The sequence below is a fragment of the Macrococcus brunensis genome, from assembly GCF_022343725.1.
Taxonomy (GTDB): domain Bacteria; phylum Bacillota; class Bacilli; order Staphylococcales; family Staphylococcaceae; genus Macrococcus; species Macrococcus brunensis.
The window spans coordinates 369,191-385,227 of sequence record NZ_CP092179.1 but is presented as its reverse complement, the minus strand read 5'-3'; the positions used below and the strand labels follow the sequence as shown (position 1 = coordinate 385,227).

Sequence of the window (16,037 nt, the reverse complement as noted above, 5' to 3'; positions counted from 1 at the left end):
TATGAATTATCGTAACACAAAAAAAGACCTCCCTTTCGGAAGGTCATGTTAACTATTTATTCTGGCTGGCAAATGCTTTACTGATTTGCTCTAATTTCTCTGGTGCATCCATCACATCCATCACAACTTCAACAAAGTGCATTTTGTCTTTATTGTCGTTGATGACGTCCATTGCTTTTTTCAGTTCATTTGCAGTTGTCGTTTTCTGCGCTATAACGTGGTCTTTACCGCCAAAGACTGCTGGCAGTGCTGTATAATCCCACATCTGAATGTCGTTGTAGACTTCTTCTTCACCATGAATTAATCGTTCAACTGTGTAGCCATCGTTATTGATTAAGAAGATAATCGGTTTTAACTGGTGACGTATCATTGTTGACATTTCCTGTACTGTCAGCTGGAATGAACCGTCCCCGATCAATAAGACGTTACGACGGTTGACGTCAGCCATCTGTGTACCCAGTAAAGACGGCAGTGTATAACCGATTGAACCCCATAATGGCTGACCGATGAAGGTATTGCCGACATGAAGCGGTAGATCGTAGGCACCGAAGAATGATGTCCCTTGTTCCGCGAGCAGGATATCATCTTTTTCAAGGAATGCCGTAATCAGTTTGAAGTAATTTTCCTGTTTAAGTGGCTCATCGTTCAGCTGATAATCTGCAGCCCCTTCACGGCTGAATTTAGGGAAGTCTGATTTGTTTTCATAGTCAATCTCAGCAAGGCCGTTTAATAAGTTACGCAGTGAAACATCTGTATCTAAAGTGTTATTCATTCTGAACTCATTGTCGTTCATGAAGATAACATCTTTTAAGTCGAATGTATAAGTGAAGCCACCTGTCGCTGAATCTGTCAGTTTAGCACCTAAATTAATGATGCAGTCGCTGCCATCAACGTACTCATTCACTTCTTTATTCGCAAATTTACCGTCATAAATACCGATGTAATAAGGATTTTCTTCATTGAACGCACCTTTACCCAGTGATAACTGCGCAACTGGGATATGTGTTTTATTGACGAACGCTTCCAGTTTATCATGCAGATTGAATGAATTGATTTCGTGTCCTACTAACAGAACCGGACGTTCTGACTGGTTAAGACGTGCTGCTACTTTTTCGATGTAACCTGTTACGTCCTGCGTGATCAGAGGTTTTACTTCCGCTTCTTCTACTTCAATTTCAGCCATCGCAACATCTATTGGCATATGAATATGAACCGGACGTTTAAAACGTACAGCTTTCGCGATGATACGTGGAATCTCTACTGCTGCATTTTCTTTTGTTAAGTACACTTGTCCACAAGTGATTGGTTCGAACATTTTACGGTAGTCATTGAATCGGCCTTCACCTAATGAATGGTGGATGTATTTCTCCGCTTTCTCAACAACTGTAGTCGGTGCGCCTGTAATCGCAACAACCGGTACACGTTCTGCATATGAACCTGCGATACCATTAACTGCACTGAGTTCCCCTACCCCGAAAGTCGTCACGAGTGCACCGAGTCCTTTCAGACGGGCGTAACCATCTGCCGCATAGCTGCCGTTAAGTTCATTTGTATTACCCACCCATTCTACTTTTTCGTGGCTCGTAATATCATCTAAGAATGCTAAATTAAAGTCGCCAGGTACACCAAAAATCTTATCTACACCGTATACGCTGATTTGATCGATTAAATATTGTCCTACTCTTCTTTTCATATTATCCATCCTTTTCCTTATTCAATACACCAAGTATAAAACTGATATGATAATAAGTCAACTAACTTGACCTATTATCATTCGTCAGCCGACTTAAAATGTTTTATAATAGGATTAAGACTAAAGAGGTGACGCTATGAAAACGACCGATTATGATTTAATGCTTTTTTACTTTGGCTATCAGACGTTCATCAAGACTGCTGATGATATTATCGAGCAGTACGGCATGAACCGTCAGCACCACCGCTTTCTTTTCTTTATCAGTAAACTGCCGGGTATCACTGTGAAAGAACTCCTGCAGCTGATGGAGATCTCCAAGCAAGGCTCTCATGAAACGCTGAAGACTTTAAAGGCTAAAGGGCTGATTGATGAAGAGCCGGCAGAGCACGACCGCAGACTGAAACAACTCTATCCGACGTCAAAGGGAGAGGCATTAATTCAGAAACTGAACAAAGCGCAGATTGACCTCTTCCAGCAGATTTTTCAGAGTGAAGGTGAAGACTGGCATGCTGTGACAGAGGCTTTTGCCGCGAAAAGACCAGGTTATGATATCATCAAGCAGTTTAAAGATAAAACAAACTAAACGACTATCAATTCGATTTGAAAAGATTTTCTAATTGATAAAGACCGTACGCTTTTACGCGTACGGTCTTTAATTTGGAGAGTATATTGAGAGGTTACGAGCGATATTTACTGTTTATCGCTCATAACTCACTCAGACTACTATAATCATTCAATCCGATATTTTAGTTGCCGTTAAACATCCAGTGCACACCATATTTATCAGTCAAAGCGCCCATCATACCACCCCAGAACTGTTTGCCAAGCGGCATATCTACTGTGGTATCAGGATGTTCTGCGATTTTTGAGAAGATTTCATCAAAACGTTTCACTTCTTCAGCATTCTGCTGATCAAAGTTAATTGAAAGAGAAATGCTACGGTTAAAATCGCCCGTATCATTGAAACGATCAGCTGCATACAGTTTGAGTCCACCTACTTCAAACTCAGCGTGCATTGTCATGTTGTCAGCCTGAGCGGCATCAACACCAAAATTAGCTGCTTGCTCCTGGCCAACAGGCAGGCGATGAATATTTTCAGCACCAAACACTTCTTCGTAATATGACAATGCTTCTTTCGTGTTGTTAAATGCAAGATATGGAATTAAACTTGGCATGATGAAACCTCCTAATCTAAGATGTCATTAATATAGCACAACTTAATTTAAGTTTTGTATCATCCGTGTAAATCTTCTGTTAAAGCTGTTCCATAACGGCAAAGTAATTATCATCCGGATCTGAAAAATTAAATACTTTCATACCTGGCATCTCTGTCAGCTCTCCAACATTGATTCCTTTTGCTTTGTATTCATTATGTAATGCTTCAGCATCGTTGACATTAAACATAAGTGAAGGTGTTTCAAGGCTGACCATCGGGCTGTATTTCTTAATGAATGCTTTGTCAAATAGGACAAGAGAAGTTTCTGCATCCTGGTGAGGTGCTATTTCGACTGACTTAAAATTCTCCGGAAGTGAATTTTCAGCAATGACCTTAAAGCCAACTTTGTCTGTCCAGAACTGGATAACTTCCTCTTGATGATCCACATACAGCATCACCTGATGTAAACTTTGAATCATTATTCCACCTTCTTTTCTTTAGTTAAGTAAAGGATACTATAACTCTATATTAAATGTAAAATCTATTTTTCTGATAATTTAAAAAACGATTTTAAGAAATGATCATGGTCGGTCACTTTTGTAGATAAGTATTTCTTACCGAATTCATCCAAAAGACCGTGAAATTCTTTCGCCTCGTTATTTGTAAAATCATCAATTCTGACTTCCTTCTTAAATGCATTATAGCTATCTGTGTTCGCATAACCTAGTTGCTTGTAAAGTCTTCTCGTATAACTATCCGGGATAAACTCAACACGGCCAAATAAATAGACGAGCAAAACATCGGCTGTTTCAGGTCCGACGCCATGAAGTTTCAGCAGTTCACTGCGTAAAGAAGCGCCAAAGTGTTCATTTATGCTGTCATAATCATAATTAAACTGTTTCAGCCATTCAAATAATCCTATCAACGCTTTAGACTTATTCTTAAAGTAGCCACTGGGTCTGATGAGTTCCTGCAGTTCTTCAGGCGTAAGTGCTGCAAGCTGTTCTGGATTGAACTGTGTCGCATTTTTTAGTCTTATTAAGGATTTTTCTACATTAGTCCAGCTGGTATTCTGAACTAATATAGCGCCGATCATCATCTCAATCTCGTCATCTGCCGGCCACCAGCCCTGCGGTCCCATCTCCTGAAACATCAGTTCATAGAGTTCACGTGACGTCATCATAGTGTCTTCTCATAAATATAGTCTGTCTGCGCATCATCACCCATCATAAAGACATGCTCACCTGTCTTAACGAAACCTTGTGCTTCATAAAAAGCACGAGCTTTGTGATTATGTTCCCAGACGCCCAGCCAGACTTTAGATTTCTCTTTCTCTACAGCAACGTCGTACGCTTTCTTCATCAATACTTTGCCTATGCCTTGACGATGAAAGGCTGAGCGCACATAAATCCGCTCCACTTCAAGTGCATCTGATCCCATATCTTCAGATTGAGCATCCAGCTTATTCAATTTAAGATAGCCGGCAGTCCCGTCCTTCGTCTCAGCGAAGTAAAAATAAGAATCTCTGTTATTCAGTTCAGCGGTCAGTTTATCCAGATCATAAGCCGTTCTTAAATAATCCACCATATGCTCTTCTGAATTATCCGCTTCGAACGTTTCTTTAAATGTCTCGATGCTGATAGTCTGTAACTCCTGGACATCTTGACTGTTAAGTCTTCTTATTAATATCTCCAAACGTATCATCCTCCAATGTAGAAATCAGCTCTTCATTTCTGACATCAAGTATATAGTCATTAAATACTTTTCGTCGTCCCCCTTGTGCATCATACCAAGCCTCAATTTTCAGGCAGTGTGACTGGTCACTTCTGACTGCTGTTTCTATTTCTTTATATGTTTCGATACTATCATATTCCCAAATTGCAAAGATTTCATGTGTCCCGTCACCCTTATTATTCATCCATCTTCCAATGAGTCTTGCACCGTTCTTGATTTGATTAGGAAGATTGGTCTGATTAAAATGCAGATTAAAAGTTTCTACGAAATGGTCCTTAACAATATAATATTTTCTTCTGTAAAACAATGTCATCCCTCCCTACGGCAATCATAGTTTAATAGCAGACATAAAAAAACGGACAGATTTTTTAATCTGTCCATTTATCGATGATCGCTTTTAAGAGTGCGACTGATGGTTGTTCCGTCTTGTGATTATAATATTCTCCAAAACGTTCATCTGCTAGATACATCTCACCTAAATTGCGATGATATTCTTTACTGTAGAATGGCGCCATGATTTCCAGCCATTCCTGATGCGATTTAAAAACTATTTCTGATTCTGAACTTGATAGATCAGGCCGCGACTGCTTCAACAGAAGATTTAAATTTTCAATCAGTCTGTCTTCAGCAGCCTGTGCCTTAAGATAGTCTTGTTCTGATAAGTGCTGCCAGTTCTGATTCGCTTTTTCTACAGTTTCTTCTCCATATTTTTCTCTGATTTCTTTACCATAACGTTGTTCATTTTCTTCCAGCTGTTTCTTTTTGAATCCTTCAAATTTGTCTTGGTCTGTCATGTCTATCTCCCCTTTATGATGCTGTATCGTCTGTTCAATATTATGAATGAGCCGGTTCATCCGGTTCCGTTTCTCAAGCAGTTTCTCATACTGTTGTTCCAGTGCCTGAATAACTGCCGTGTCCTCATGTATTAATATATTTTTGATATCATTCAGACTAAAATCCAGTTCGCGGTAAAATAAAATCCGTTGCAGCAAGTCAACTTCATCTGTCCCGTATTCTCTATAGCCTGCTTCTGTCACATGGACGGGTTTCAGCAAATCAATTTCATCATAATATCTAAGTGTTCTTGTACTTATCCCTGATAATGCGGCCAGTTCACTAATGGTATACATTTCGTCACCTCCTTGAAACCATCATATTGCCTGACGTTACGTCAAGGTCAACAGGTAATGACAACTTTACAAAATTTACAACTATTTTTATTACATTTTGATGACATAACATGTCAAATACATTACAATGAAGATAATAAAACCAAATACAGGAAGGTAATGAGTATGTCACAAAAAATTTTATTTAAAACAATTTTAGGGACGACTGTGTTATTAACAACGGGGTTCTCACAAAGTTTTGCTGCAACAACTGAAACGCAGACGATTCAATCAGCAGAAACACAAACTGCAACCGAACAACCGACAACAGAAACTATTTCAACTGAAGTGACATCAACCGAGAATCTTACTACCGAAATTCCGACAACAGAAGCAGCGACATCTGAAGCAGCTACGACTGAAAATCCTACATCTGAAAAAATGACAACTGAAGCCGTAACGACTGAAAAAGCCGTAACAAATAAAGCGACGGTCAAAACTGAAAAGATGCCTTCAACTGAAGAAAATAATCAATCACAAGCTGGCAATGAAGTTCCTGGCATGAATGAACAGTACGTTCCTATTGCCGATATCAGTAAAGAGATGGGTACTTACTTTGATATTCATTGGTTAAGTCCAGTAAATCAACAAAAGGCTTATCAGTTAGTTGGTCAGATGCAACAAGGAAAAATCAGTCAGTCTGATTTCCAATCACAAGTGACAAATATGTTGAACGCTCAAATCGAAGAATACGAAAAGAATTTAGCTGCAACAGGCGGTAAAATTGATTTAAATCAATCGCCTTATACTGAGTTCAATGCTGACTGGCTGACACGTGACCGACAAAATGAAATCAGAGAATTATATCGCGATAAAACGGTCGGTAATATCACTCAGACTGAATACAATGCTAAAGTATCTGAACTGATGAATGCCGAATATAATGAAATGAAACAGACACTCAGTCAGCTGCAGAATCATCAGTTACCTGACTATGGTTATGTTAATACAAACTGGTTAAATGATACTTATCAATCACAAGCGAATGATGCCCTTCAGCAATATAAGAATGGCCAGCTGACTGAGCAACAATATTTAACTCAAGTTGCTGATATCATGACTCAGCAATTAGGGGACTTTGATCAGTGGCTGGCTAGTATGGGCGGTAAAGTCGACCTCAACAAATTACCAGCAGGCGATTTTGATGCGAGCTGGTTATCACCTGAAAGAATGCGTCAACTTGAGGATCTAGCTTATCAGAAGGATTTCGGCAACCTGTCTCAAAGTGACTTTAACGATAAAGTATCAGCTTTAATGAATGACCAGTTAGATGAGTTCAGAGCTTATTTAGCTGATACAAAGTCAAAAATCCAGACGTCTCAACAACCTGGTTCACAAGGTCAGCAAGCAGTAACTCAACCAGCAACTGAAGAAAAAGTAAATCATAATCAAATGAATCAAAGTCAGGTGAATCAACCTCAGGCCGACGATAAAGTAAAAAGTGAAAATAAAGATCAGGATTTACCAGATACAGGAGAAAAACAAAGCTATCTGCCATTAGTAGCAGGTGTCATCTTATTAGCAGGCGCATCACTGTTATTCTTTACAAGAAGACGTGCACAAAAATAGAAATATAAATAAACCTCGACAGAACTCGATTCTGTCGAGGTTTATTTATATATGAATCCAGAAACGCCGCACTTTCATCCCATCATCCTGTATAAAAGATTCGTCTTCTATACCGCCATTTTTAATAATGACATTAGCTGATGCAGGATTATTATCATCACAAGTCAGTAGTGCTTTTTCAACACCTAACGTCTCCAGATACTGTAGTGAGTGCTGAAGAATGGCGGACGCATAACCTTTGTTTCTGGCGCTTGGTCTTACACCGTAACCGATGTGCCCGCCTGTTTCAAGTAACGCGTCGTTCAGATGATGCCGGATATTCCCTGCACCTACTATACGCCCATTATCAAAATAAAAATAAGTGGTATTCCTGATCCAGTCATCCCCCGATTCCCTGTGATCCAGGCCTTCCAGCAACTGTTCAAAATGATCATAACGACTGAAGTTCGTTGAAGAAGGTACAATCTCATCGGGCACCGGCCATTCCTTATAATAATCAAAGAATGCCGCTTCATCTTCTCTTTTCAACTTGCGAAACTCAAACACATGATCCACCCCTTTGTATCAAATAACCATATCCATTTTTCCCCTTCAGTTTACAATGAAACCTGATGCTTTTGCTGATTCATATCTTCTCTACTCATTTACTTTAGGATGGGGTTTATGATCAAACAAGCTATAAAGCATAAAGAATGCACCTAAGGACACAATGACAGCCATGACTACACTCATTGCCAGTGGATTTAAGTAAGCACCTAAAATGATGCCGGCCTTACTGAGCAAGTCTGCTCCATTGAAACCGAGGTTACTGAAAGCACCATAAGCCCCTCTTTTATCAGCCGGAATTAAATCAAGTTCTTCTGCATTTTTAATAGGCGCATAAATCAATTCTCCGATTGTTGCTAATAGAATCGCTGCGACAATCAGCCACCACACATTTGCTGATACAAGCACAGTATAGCCTATGCCATATATCGAAAGTCCAAATATCATTATTTTCTTCAATGAACTTTTTGCTACGATTTTTGCGACTAAAAATGTACAGGAGACCACTGTCAGCGTATTGATAATATTGATCAACGAAAACATGCGAACTCCTGTTACTTCAAAATTAAACAGTGTCACTGTCTTAAACGTCTCTGCTAAGCGCACAGCTATATAACTGCTTGTTGAAAGCTCTGCAGTCATAATAAAGATGCCGCCAAGCACTAATATAACAAAAGGTTTATTTTTAGAAACTTCTATATAAGAGTGCAGTAAATCTCTGAAGATATTTTCGTGTACTTTCTGACTGATAAATTCCCGTGTTTCCTTTATGAAGATGTGATAGACGATCGCTACGAGAAAGGTAGTGATTCCTAAGATAGTGAAGAGCAGGCCTTTATAATCATGATATAGCAGCCCGCCTATTGCAGCACCGATAGCCATAGAGAGATTGATCAGCCAGTAATCCAGCTGGTAGATGAGCTTTCTGTTTTCAGGTGTCGCTGAATCCTGAACAAGTGCTCGCATTGCAGGTCTCTTCAATGTTGTCGCTGTCAGACTACCTAGAAAGCTAGCGATAAACAGCACGATTTCATCTAAAATGACACCTACTGCCATCAAACACAAGAAAACACTATCTAAATATGAAAGTGAAACCAGCAGCTTTTTGCGGGGCAGTCTATCACATATATAGCCTGCAATGATATTCAAGATAAATGATATTAAAACAGTAAATGATAAGAATAAACCAGCAAAGGTTTTGCTGATTGTTTCAGTTAAATATAAAGCTATAAATGGAAACACAGCACTTGCTGCTATACGGCTGATAAAAGAACCCCAGAGTCTGACATGAACATTGACAGGTAACTCGCTGATACGCATTGCCGCCACCTCCTTTGTGTTATAAGCTTATTACAGACACTAACAAATAAAAATAGACATATTATTTAATATGTCTACTTATTGGAGGAAATATGGAAAAACATCTGCTTGCCCTCTATCAGTATAAAAATCAGCGTATCCCCCAGAGTCAACTAGCAGCTCATATCGGCTTGAGTCAAAAACAACTTTCCCGTAACCTGGCACGCTGGCAGTCAGAAGGCATTCTAGATTATGTGAGCGGTAAAGGCAGAAGCCGATATACAGTCATTACCTGGCATAAAGATATCGAAGTCCTCTATTACCACAAGATTAAGCAGTTACTTAATAAAGGTGATCTGGAAGAGGCGCTTCCTTATTTATCGTGGCCATGGAGCGCGCTCACCCACCAGAAATTATTGACGAAATCAAATAAGTTATTAGGCTTTGCTAAAACTTCGCAGAATGAAGACAAACTGACTATCACTAAGAGACACAGCCTGCTTTCCACACGACCTTTTGAAGTGCTTGAAGCTAAGAATGCCAGTGTTCTGATGAGTGTTTTCGATACACTATTTAAAGTGAAAGAAGACGAGACCATTGAATACCATCTAGCTCATCACTATGAGTACCATGAGCATGCTATTGATATTTACTTAAGGCCGCTTGTTAAATTTCATGACGGCTCTTACCTGTCTTCTATAGACGTTAAACGCAGTCTGGAGCACGCCCGTTCACATCAGCATACAGCAGATTTACTTGAGCAGATCACTCATATTGAACTGATAGACGAATTAGCGTTAAGGATTCATTTTAATAAGTGTCCGCAGATTGTCGCCTTACTGAGCCATTTATCTCTCGCCATCTACAAAGAGACAGAGGGCAGACATATCGGGACAGGTCCTTATTTTATTAAACATGATAATCAATATACGACTATTCTTAAGCGCTTTAATGATTACTATGGACACGCTGCATTCATAGATGAAATAGAGCTCGTCTATATACCAGAAGTCAGGAAACCTGTCATTGGTGACTCAGATGAGCCAACGACCACACTGACAAAAAATATCGGCTTTTATTATATGTGCCAGCATCCTGACAGCACACTGACTTCTAATCAAAAACAATACATCAAAGCAATCTTAAAAAATGAGTATCATCTAACAGTGGACCGGCAAGCTCCTAAGATATTAGGCAACTCCAACTATTTGAAACAAAAAGAGATACTTAGACCCGCTTTTGATGAACCCATCCGAATTGATTGTATTGAAATTAATGACGCTGGTCGACAGGCTTTCGACACCATTTTCAGTCGCCACCAAATAGCATATGAGCTTATTAATCATACTTTTGATGATTCAATTGGCGGAACTATTCAATTATGTGGTGACTATTATTTCTTCGGTGAGTATTTGGATATACCTGAAACACTTGCCTATCACCATTTTATTTTTGGCTCGTCATCCAGTATTCACCGGCTGATGTCACAATACAGCTGGTTTAATCTTGTAAAATCTTTTTATCAGATGATTCCGTATAATAGCTGGGATCGCCTGAATCGTCTTATAGACCGTAAACTTGATCAGCATGCGATTCTTTATCCCCTCTATATCGTTGAAGATAGCATTACTTTTGCTCGTTCATTACACGGCGTATCACTTAACCAGTATGGTTTTATTAACTTCAATCAAATATGGCGCAAAAAAAGCGATTAATCCGAAGATTAATCGCTTTGCTTAGTTTTTAGATGCGATGTGCGCGGTTCTGATTACGTTTGTAGAAGTAGATTGGTACCCCGATTAATGTAATACCGATACCGATTAATGCAAGTACAGGTTGTGTGAATAAAGTATTTGCAAGAACGAACAGACCTGAGATTAATGCGATAAGTGGAATGATTGGGTAAAGCGGTACTCTGTATGGACGTTCCATGTTTGGTTGTTTCTTTCTAAGCACCATTACTGCTACGAATGTCATGCAGTAGAAGAACCAGATAACAAAGATTAACATGTTAGTAATTGTTTCGAAAGCACCCATTAATACCATTGCCATTGCGATGATGAATAATACGAGACCACTGAACCATGGTGCACCTGATTTAGTTAATTTAAGGAACTGATTGCTGAACGGTAACATACCGTTTTCAGCCATTGCGTAAGGTACACGCATACCAGTCATTGTGTAACCATTCATTGAACCGTAGATTGAAATCATGATACCGATTGTGATTAATTTACCACCTTGGTCCCCGAATAATTTCATCGCTGTTTCTGCTGCTGCGTTTTCGTTACCAGCTAATGCTGAGATTGGTAATGAGAACATGAATGCTGCGTTGACTAATAAGTAGATTGCCATTACAAGACCAATACCGATTGAGATAGCAAGTGGCAGGTCTTTCTTAGGATTTTTCATTTCCCCTGCGATGTTACCTACGTGCATCCAGCCGTCATATGCGAACATTGTTGCCAGTAAGCCAGTACCAATGATTGAGAATAAGCTGCCGTTGCCGCCTTCCATTGGTGGGAATAATGAGAAGTCTACTTTATCTGTTTGTAATAAACCGAAGATAATGATCAGTGCAAGTGGAATCAACTTAATGACAAGAGTGACAGACTGTAACATACCGCCTGCTTTCGATCCCATGAAGTTAATAAGTAATACAGATAATGCTGCGATAAATGCGATTGGAATCAATAAACCTTTGTCTAAATGGAATAAGTTGATTAACTGTGTTGAGAAAATGATTGCTTGTGCTGCTACGTTTGCTGGGAAGTAAATAAATGCAAGTGCCCAACCTGATAAGAAGCCCCAGAAGTCGCCGAATGTGTATTCAAGATACTTTGTCATACCACCTGTCTGCGGGATTGCTGCTGCAAGTTCTGCTGCTGTTAAACCACCACAGATTGTCATGATACCACCGAGAATCCAAACTAAGAACGTTAAGCCTACTGAATGTGTTGCATCGGTGATTGCGGCTACTTTAAAGAATACACCTGATCCGATAACAGTACCCATAACGAGCGCGAGCGCCGGGAATAGGCCGATATCTTTTTTTAACTCTGTTTGTGCTGCCATTGTTGTTTCCTCTCCTTTTATATGTTTTCTTCCTTGAAAGCAATTACATTATATAATAAATAAACGCGTTAAAGTACTTAAATTTTATTAATATTTAACACATTTATGAACATTGTTATAAAACAGAAAACACACTTGACAAGTCAAGTGTGTTTATCTATTTTCCAAGGTACTTCTCAATATAGAAAGCTGATTCTTCGATTGATTTGTACTCTGTATTAATAACAGTTGCATTGAGTCGCTGGAAGACTTCCTCTGCATAGCTCAGCTCCTGCTTAATTCGTTTTAAATTATTGTAGTTTGATTCCTGACGCAAACCGAGCACTTTGACACGTTCTGTTCGGATGTTAGCGATATAGTCCGGGCTTGCGGTCAGTCCAAAGACACGCAGCCCTTTCTGACGGTATACCTCTTCCGGGATAGGTGATTCCGGTACGAGCGGAATGTTCGCAATCTTGTAGCCTTTATTCGCCAGATACATGCTGAGCGGTGTCTTGGAGGTACGGGACACCCCGACAATGACAGCATCTGCTTCCTGCAGATTGGTGAAGTTCTTGCCATCGTCATACTTCACTGAGTATTCCATCGCTTCTATACGCTTAAAATACTTCTCATCTAATTTACGGAAAGCACCGCGCTCCATGAGTGGATCGAGACCGGTATGCTCCTGAATGACATGAATGAGACTCGTCATATAGTCGATGTAGGAAACACCTTCACGTTCACAGAACTCTCTGGCGAAGGCATTGAATTCTTCATCGACAATCGTCGTGACAATGATCGCATGATTCTTTTTAGCGAGATTGAGGATGTTGACGAAGCTTTCTTTATCATGGATAAAAGAAAATTTCTTGATTTCAATCGTCTCGATCGTCGGGAACTGTGTCAGTGTCGCTTGAATCATGCGCTGCGCAGTCTCCCCAATCGAATCAGAGATGACGTATATTTTTAAATCGTCCAAACGATTCCCTCCTATTTGCTCTGAGCAGCAGCAAGACGAGCACCTGGCACACGGTAAGGTGAACAAGAAACATAGTCAATTGTCAGCGTATTGAAGTAATTGATTGATTTAGGGTCTCCGCCAAGTTCTCCGCAGACACCAATCTTAATGTCAGGTTTAACTGATTTCGCCTGTTCAACGGCAATCTTGATTAAGCGGCCGATTCCGTCGACATCTAATGTCTGGAATGGATCAATGGCTAAAATGTCATCATTCATATAGTCGTTGATGAATTTACCCGCATCATCACGTGAGAAGCCGTAAGTGAGCTGTGTTAAGTCATTAGTACCGAAGCTGAAGAAGTCACATTCTTCTGCTAAATCACCCGCAATGAGGCAGGCACGTGGTGTTTCAATCATTGTTCCGATTTTATAGTCCACTGTAATGTTCAGTTCATTTATTTTCTTAACGATGATTTCTTTTAAGTTTGTGAACTCTTTAATTGTTGATACAAGTGGAATCATGATTTCAGGCTGGCAGTTGATGCCTTCTTCTTTTAATTTCTGAACACTTGTCATCATCGCTTCTACCTGCATCTCATAAAGTTCCGGATAAGTGATGGCTAAACGACAGCCACGGTGTCCGAGCATCGGGTTAACTTCCTGCAGTTCTAAAATACGACGCCCTAATTTTTCAACAGATAATCCGAGCTGACCTGCTACTGCTTCAACTTCTTCGCGTTCTCTAGGTACGAATTCGTGTAATGGTGGATCTAAGAGACGGACGATTGTCGGTCTTTCACCTGACAAACGGAAAATTTTCTCGAAGTCTTCTGCCTGGTATTTCTTCAGTTCATCAAGTGCTGCTACGCGCTCATCGTGATTAGATGCAATGATGAAGCGACGCATCTGAATCAGACGCTCTTCACCGAAGAACATATGCTCTGTACGTACTAAGCCGATACCGACTGCACCGAACTCGTAACCTGCTGCGATATCCTGCTCTGTTTCAGCATTCATACGGACTTTCAGACGAGCGACTTCATCTGTCCAAGTCATAAATTGTTCGAACTCTGTGCTGTGTTCAGCATTAGTTGTCTGCACTTCACCGTGATAGATATGACCCGTCGAACCATCTACAGAGATAATATCGCCTTCAGCCAGTTCACCTGTCGGGAATTTAACTGTTTTATTCTTTGTATCGATATCAAGATCTGAACAGCCGGTTACACAACATTTACCCATACCACGTGCCACTACAGCTGCGTGTGAAGTCATACCACCGTGTGTAGTGACGATAGCTTCACTGGCAATCATCCCTTCGATATCTTCAGGAGATGTCTCCGGACGAACTAAGATGACTTTCTCGCCTGCTTCGGCCTGTGCTTTAGCGTCAGCTGCTGAGAAGACTACTTTACCAGTTGCAGCACCTGGACTCGCCGGCAGACCGATGTGAGAAATCACTTCTGCTTCTTCCAGTGCTTTAGCGTCAAATGCCGGGTGGAGAAGCTGATCGATAGATTTAGATTCTACTTTTGAGATGGCTTCTTCTTTAGAAAGTACACCTTCTTCAACCATATCAACAGCAATCTTCATCGCTGCTTTAGCGGTACGTTTACCGTTACGCGTCTGAAGAATAAAGAGTTTCTCGTCTTCAATCGTGAATTCGATATCCTGCATATCATGATAATGCTCTTCCAGCTTATGTGTGACATCAACAAATGCCTGATAAACAGCCGGCATCTGTGTATTTAATGTCTCGATTTCTTTTGGAGTACGAATACCTGCTACGACGTCTTCGCCTTGCGCATTCAGTAAATACTCACCATATAATTTGTTCTCACCAGTAGACGGGTTACGCGTGAAGGCCACACCTGTCCCTGATTTCTCGCCGCTGTTACCGAAGACCATCTCCTGGACGTTAACCGCAGTTCCGATATCGTGTGGAATTTCATTGAGTTCACGGTAGATACGCGCACGGTCATTATTCCATGATTTGAATACCGCTTCAATTGCTTCATTCAACTGATCAAGCGGCTCCTGCGGGAACGGTTTGTAGACTTCTTCTGTATAGATATCTTTAAAACGTTCACAGATTGTCTTCAGATCTTCAGCGGGTATATCAGCATCAGTTGTGTAGTTTTTCTGTTTCTTGAAGTCATTGAAATAAGACTCAAATGCATGCATCGGAATCTCATATACGACCTGACCGAACATCTGTAAGAGTCGGCGGTAGCAGTCGTAAGCAAAGCGTGCATCATTTGTATTGTTTGCAAGTTTTTCTACGTTTTTGTCATTTAATCCTAGATTAAGAATGGTGTCCATCATACCTGGCATGGAAATTTTTGCACCACTACGAACAGATACAAGAAGCAATGAATCATCAGAGAATTTTTTAGCTGTCTTTGCATAGAGTGCCTCTAACTGTTCTTGCAGTTCAGACTTCACCTCATCAGAAAGACCACCCTTTTCAAGGTATTCGATACATGCTTCAGTCGTGATAGTGAAGCCATTAGGAACAGGAAGACCAAGTCTCATCATCTCCGATAAGTTAGCACCCTTACCGCCTAATAAATCCTTCATCGATTGCTGACCTTCTTCAAACGCATAAATAAACTTGCTCATCAATTTCACCTCATATTATAATATGTTATACTATTTTATTATTAGTATGTCATATTGAAAAATAAATAACAATGATTAATACATGAAAATGTAAAATAGCCCATTCCGAAAAATGAGCTACCTTGATATTGTCGCGCATATTGGTGAGATGGTTCTGCGCGTGAGAGACCTGTCGCGCTGAACCGCAAAATCATTCGGCGTGAGAGTGGTCTGTCGCGCTAAATGAAAAAGT

15 protein-coding genes are annotated in these 16,037 nt (G+C 40.2%); 3 read left to right on the top strand and 12 right to left on the bottom strand.

Translation table 11 applies throughout. The features are described 5' to 3' along the window. Window positions 1-52: 52 nt before the first annotated feature. A complete protein-coding gene (locus tag MGG13_RS02055) occupies window positions 53-1,693 on the bottom strand; it encodes an alpha-keto acid decarboxylase family protein (protein ID WP_239035203.1) in 1,641 nt (546 codons plus the stop codon). Between the two features lie 136 nt (window positions 1,694-1,829). Here MGG13_RS02055 and MGG13_RS02050 point away from each other — a divergent pair, with 136 nt between their 5' ends. Then, window positions 1,830-2,276, top strand: a complete 447-nt coding sequence (locus tag MGG13_RS02050; protein ID WP_239035202.1) for a MarR family winged helix-turn-helix transcriptional regulator — start codon at window positions 1,830-1,832, stop codon at window positions 2,274-2,276. A gap of 163 nt (window positions 2,277-2,439) precedes the next feature. Here MGG13_RS02050 and MGG13_RS02045 read toward each other — a convergent pair whose 3' ends face one another. The 6 genes from MGG13_RS02045 to MGG13_RS02020 form a co-directional block, all read right to left on the bottom strand. After that, window positions 2,440-2,868, bottom strand: a complete 429-nt coding sequence (locus MGG13_RS02045; RefSeq protein WP_133431752.1) for a VOC family protein — start codon at window positions 2,866-2,868, stop codon at window positions 2,440-2,442. A gap of 79 nt (window positions 2,869-2,947) precedes the next feature. After that, on the bottom strand, window positions 2,948-3,328 hold the full coding sequence (locus MGG13_RS02040; RefSeq protein WP_133431753.1) for a VOC family protein: 381 nt from the start codon (window positions 3,326-3,328) through the stop codon (window positions 2,948-2,950). 62 nt (window positions 3,329-3,390) lie between these two features. Continuing rightward, window positions 3,391-4,032: an endonuclease III domain-containing protein gene (locus MGG13_RS02035; RefSeq protein WP_133431754.1), complete on the bottom strand. Its 642-nt coding sequence runs from the start codon at window positions 4,030-4,032 to the stop codon at window positions 3,391-3,393. Continuing rightward, window positions 4,029-4,553, bottom strand: coding sequence for a GNAT family N-acetyltransferase (locus tag MGG13_RS02030; protein ID WP_208001756.1), 525 nt, complete (start codon window positions 4,551-4,553; stop codon window positions 4,029-4,031). Before MGG13_RS02030 ends, MGG13_RS02035 begins: the two co-directional genes overlap by 4 nt. Then, the gene (locus MGG13_RS02025; protein WP_239035201.1) at window positions 4,519-4,890 is read right to left on the bottom strand and encodes an NIPSNAP family protein; all 372 of its coding nucleotides are present in this window, start codon (window positions 4,888-4,890) and stop codon (window positions 4,519-4,521) included. The genes MGG13_RS02030 and MGG13_RS02025 overlap by 35 nt, the downstream gene beginning before the upstream one ends. A 61-nt stretch (window positions 4,891-4,951) precedes the next feature. Beyond that, complete coding sequence (locus tag MGG13_RS02020) at window positions 4,952-5,713, bottom strand: MerR family transcriptional regulator (protein ID WP_239035200.1); 762 nt, start codon at window positions 5,711-5,713, stop codon at window positions 4,952-4,954. Between the two features lie 165 nt (window positions 5,714-5,878). Between MGG13_RS02020 and MGG13_RS02015 the strand changes: the two genes are divergently transcribed. After that, complete coding sequence (locus MGG13_RS02015; protein ID WP_239035199.1) at window positions 5,879-7,321, top strand: LPXTG cell wall anchor domain-containing protein; 1,443 nt, start codon at window positions 5,879-5,881, stop codon at window positions 7,319-7,321. Between the two features lie 45 nt (window positions 7,322-7,366). Here the strand turns inward: MGG13_RS02015 and MGG13_RS02010 are convergent, their stop codons facing one another. Both MGG13_RS02010 and MGG13_RS02005 read right to left on the bottom strand, forming a co-directional pair. Continuing rightward, window positions 7,367-7,867, bottom strand: a complete 501-nt coding sequence (locus tag MGG13_RS02010; RefSeq protein ID WP_239035198.1) for a GNAT family N-acetyltransferase — start codon at window positions 7,865-7,867, stop codon at window positions 7,367-7,369. Window positions 7,868-7,957: 90 nt separating this feature from the next. Beyond that, window positions 7,958-9,187 (bottom strand): MDR family MFS transporter, encoded by a 1,230-nt coding sequence (locus MGG13_RS02005; protein ID WP_239035197.1) that lies wholly within the window; start codon window positions 9,185-9,187, stop codon window positions 7,958-7,960. 92 nt (window positions 9,188-9,279) lie between these two features. Between MGG13_RS02005 and MGG13_RS02000 the strand changes: the two genes are divergently transcribed. Further along, window positions 9,280-10,881, top strand: coding sequence for an ABC transporter substrate-binding protein (locus tag MGG13_RS02000; RefSeq protein ID WP_239035196.1), 1,602 nt, complete (start codon window positions 9,280-9,282; stop codon window positions 10,879-10,881). A gap of 28 nt (window positions 10,882-10,909) precedes the next feature. Here the strand turns inward: MGG13_RS02000 and MGG13_RS01995 are convergent, their stop codons facing one another. From MGG13_RS01995 to ppdK, 3 genes are all read right to left on the bottom strand, one after another. Then, window positions 10,910-12,241, bottom strand: coding sequence for an APC family permease (locus MGG13_RS01995; RefSeq protein ID WP_133431762.1), 1,332 nt, complete (start codon window positions 12,239-12,241; stop codon window positions 10,910-10,912). 157 nt (window positions 12,242-12,398) lie between these two features. Then, window positions 12,399-13,202, bottom strand: a complete 804-nt coding sequence (locus tag MGG13_RS01990; RefSeq protein WP_239035195.1) for a pyruvate, water dikinase regulatory protein — start codon at window positions 13,200-13,202, stop codon at window positions 12,399-12,401. A gap of 11 nt (window positions 13,203-13,213) precedes the next feature. Further along, window positions 13,214-15,805: a pyruvate, phosphate dikinase gene (gene ppdK / locus MGG13_RS01985; RefSeq protein WP_239035194.1), complete on the bottom strand. Its 2,592-nt coding sequence runs from the start codon at window positions 15,803-15,805 to the stop codon at window positions 13,214-13,216. Window positions 15,806-16,037: the final 232 nt, after the last annotated feature.

What these genes read in the sequence shown, in the direction of transcription:
- MGG13_RS02055 (WP_239035203.1), bottom strand. Translation starts at nt 1,693, where the DNA reads ATGAAAAGAAGAGTAGGACAATATTTAATCGATCAAATCAGCGTATAC.
- MGG13_RS02050 (WP_239035202.1), top strand. Translation starts at nt 1,830, where the DNA reads ATGAAAACGACCGATTATGATTTAATGCTTTTTTACTTTGGCTATCAG.
- MGG13_RS02045 (WP_133431752.1), bottom strand. Translation starts at nt 2,868, where the DNA reads ATGCCAAGTTTAATTCCATATCTTGCATTTAACAACACGAAAGAAGCA.
- MGG13_RS02040 (WP_133431753.1), bottom strand. Translation starts at nt 3,328, where the DNA reads ATGATTCAAAGTTTACATCAGGTGATGCTGTATGTGGATCATCAAGAG.
- MGG13_RS02035 (WP_133431754.1), bottom strand. Translation starts at nt 4,032, where the DNA reads ATGATGACGTCACGTGAACTCTATGAACTGATGTTTCAGGAGATGGGA.
- MGG13_RS02030 (WP_208001756.1), bottom strand. Translation starts at nt 4,553, where the DNA reads ATGATACGTTTGGAGATATTAATAAGAAGACTTAACAGTCAAGATGTC.
- MGG13_RS02020 (WP_239035200.1), bottom strand. Translation starts at nt 5,713, where the DNA reads ATGTATACCATTAGTGAACTGGCCGCATTATCAGGGATAAGTACAAGA.
- MGG13_RS02015 (WP_239035199.1), top strand. Translation starts at nt 5,879, where the DNA reads ATGTCACAAAAAATTTTATTTAAAACAATTTTAGGGACGACTGTGTTA.
- MGG13_RS02005 (WP_239035197.1), bottom strand. Translation starts at nt 9,187, where the DNA reads ATGCGTATCAGCGAGTTACCTGTCAATGTTCATGTCAGACTCTGGGGT.
- MGG13_RS02000 (WP_239035196.1), top strand. Translation starts at nt 9,280, where the DNA reads ATGGAAAAACATCTGCTTGCCCTCTATCAGTATAAAAATCAGCGTATC.
- MGG13_RS01995 (WP_133431762.1), bottom strand. Translation starts at nt 12,241, where the DNA reads ATGGCAGCACAAACAGAGTTAAAAAAAGATATCGGCCTATTCCCGGCG.
- ppdK (WP_239035194.1), bottom strand. Translation starts at nt 15,805, where the DNA reads ATGAGCAAGTTTATTTATGCGTTTGAAGAAGGTCAGCAATCGATGAAG.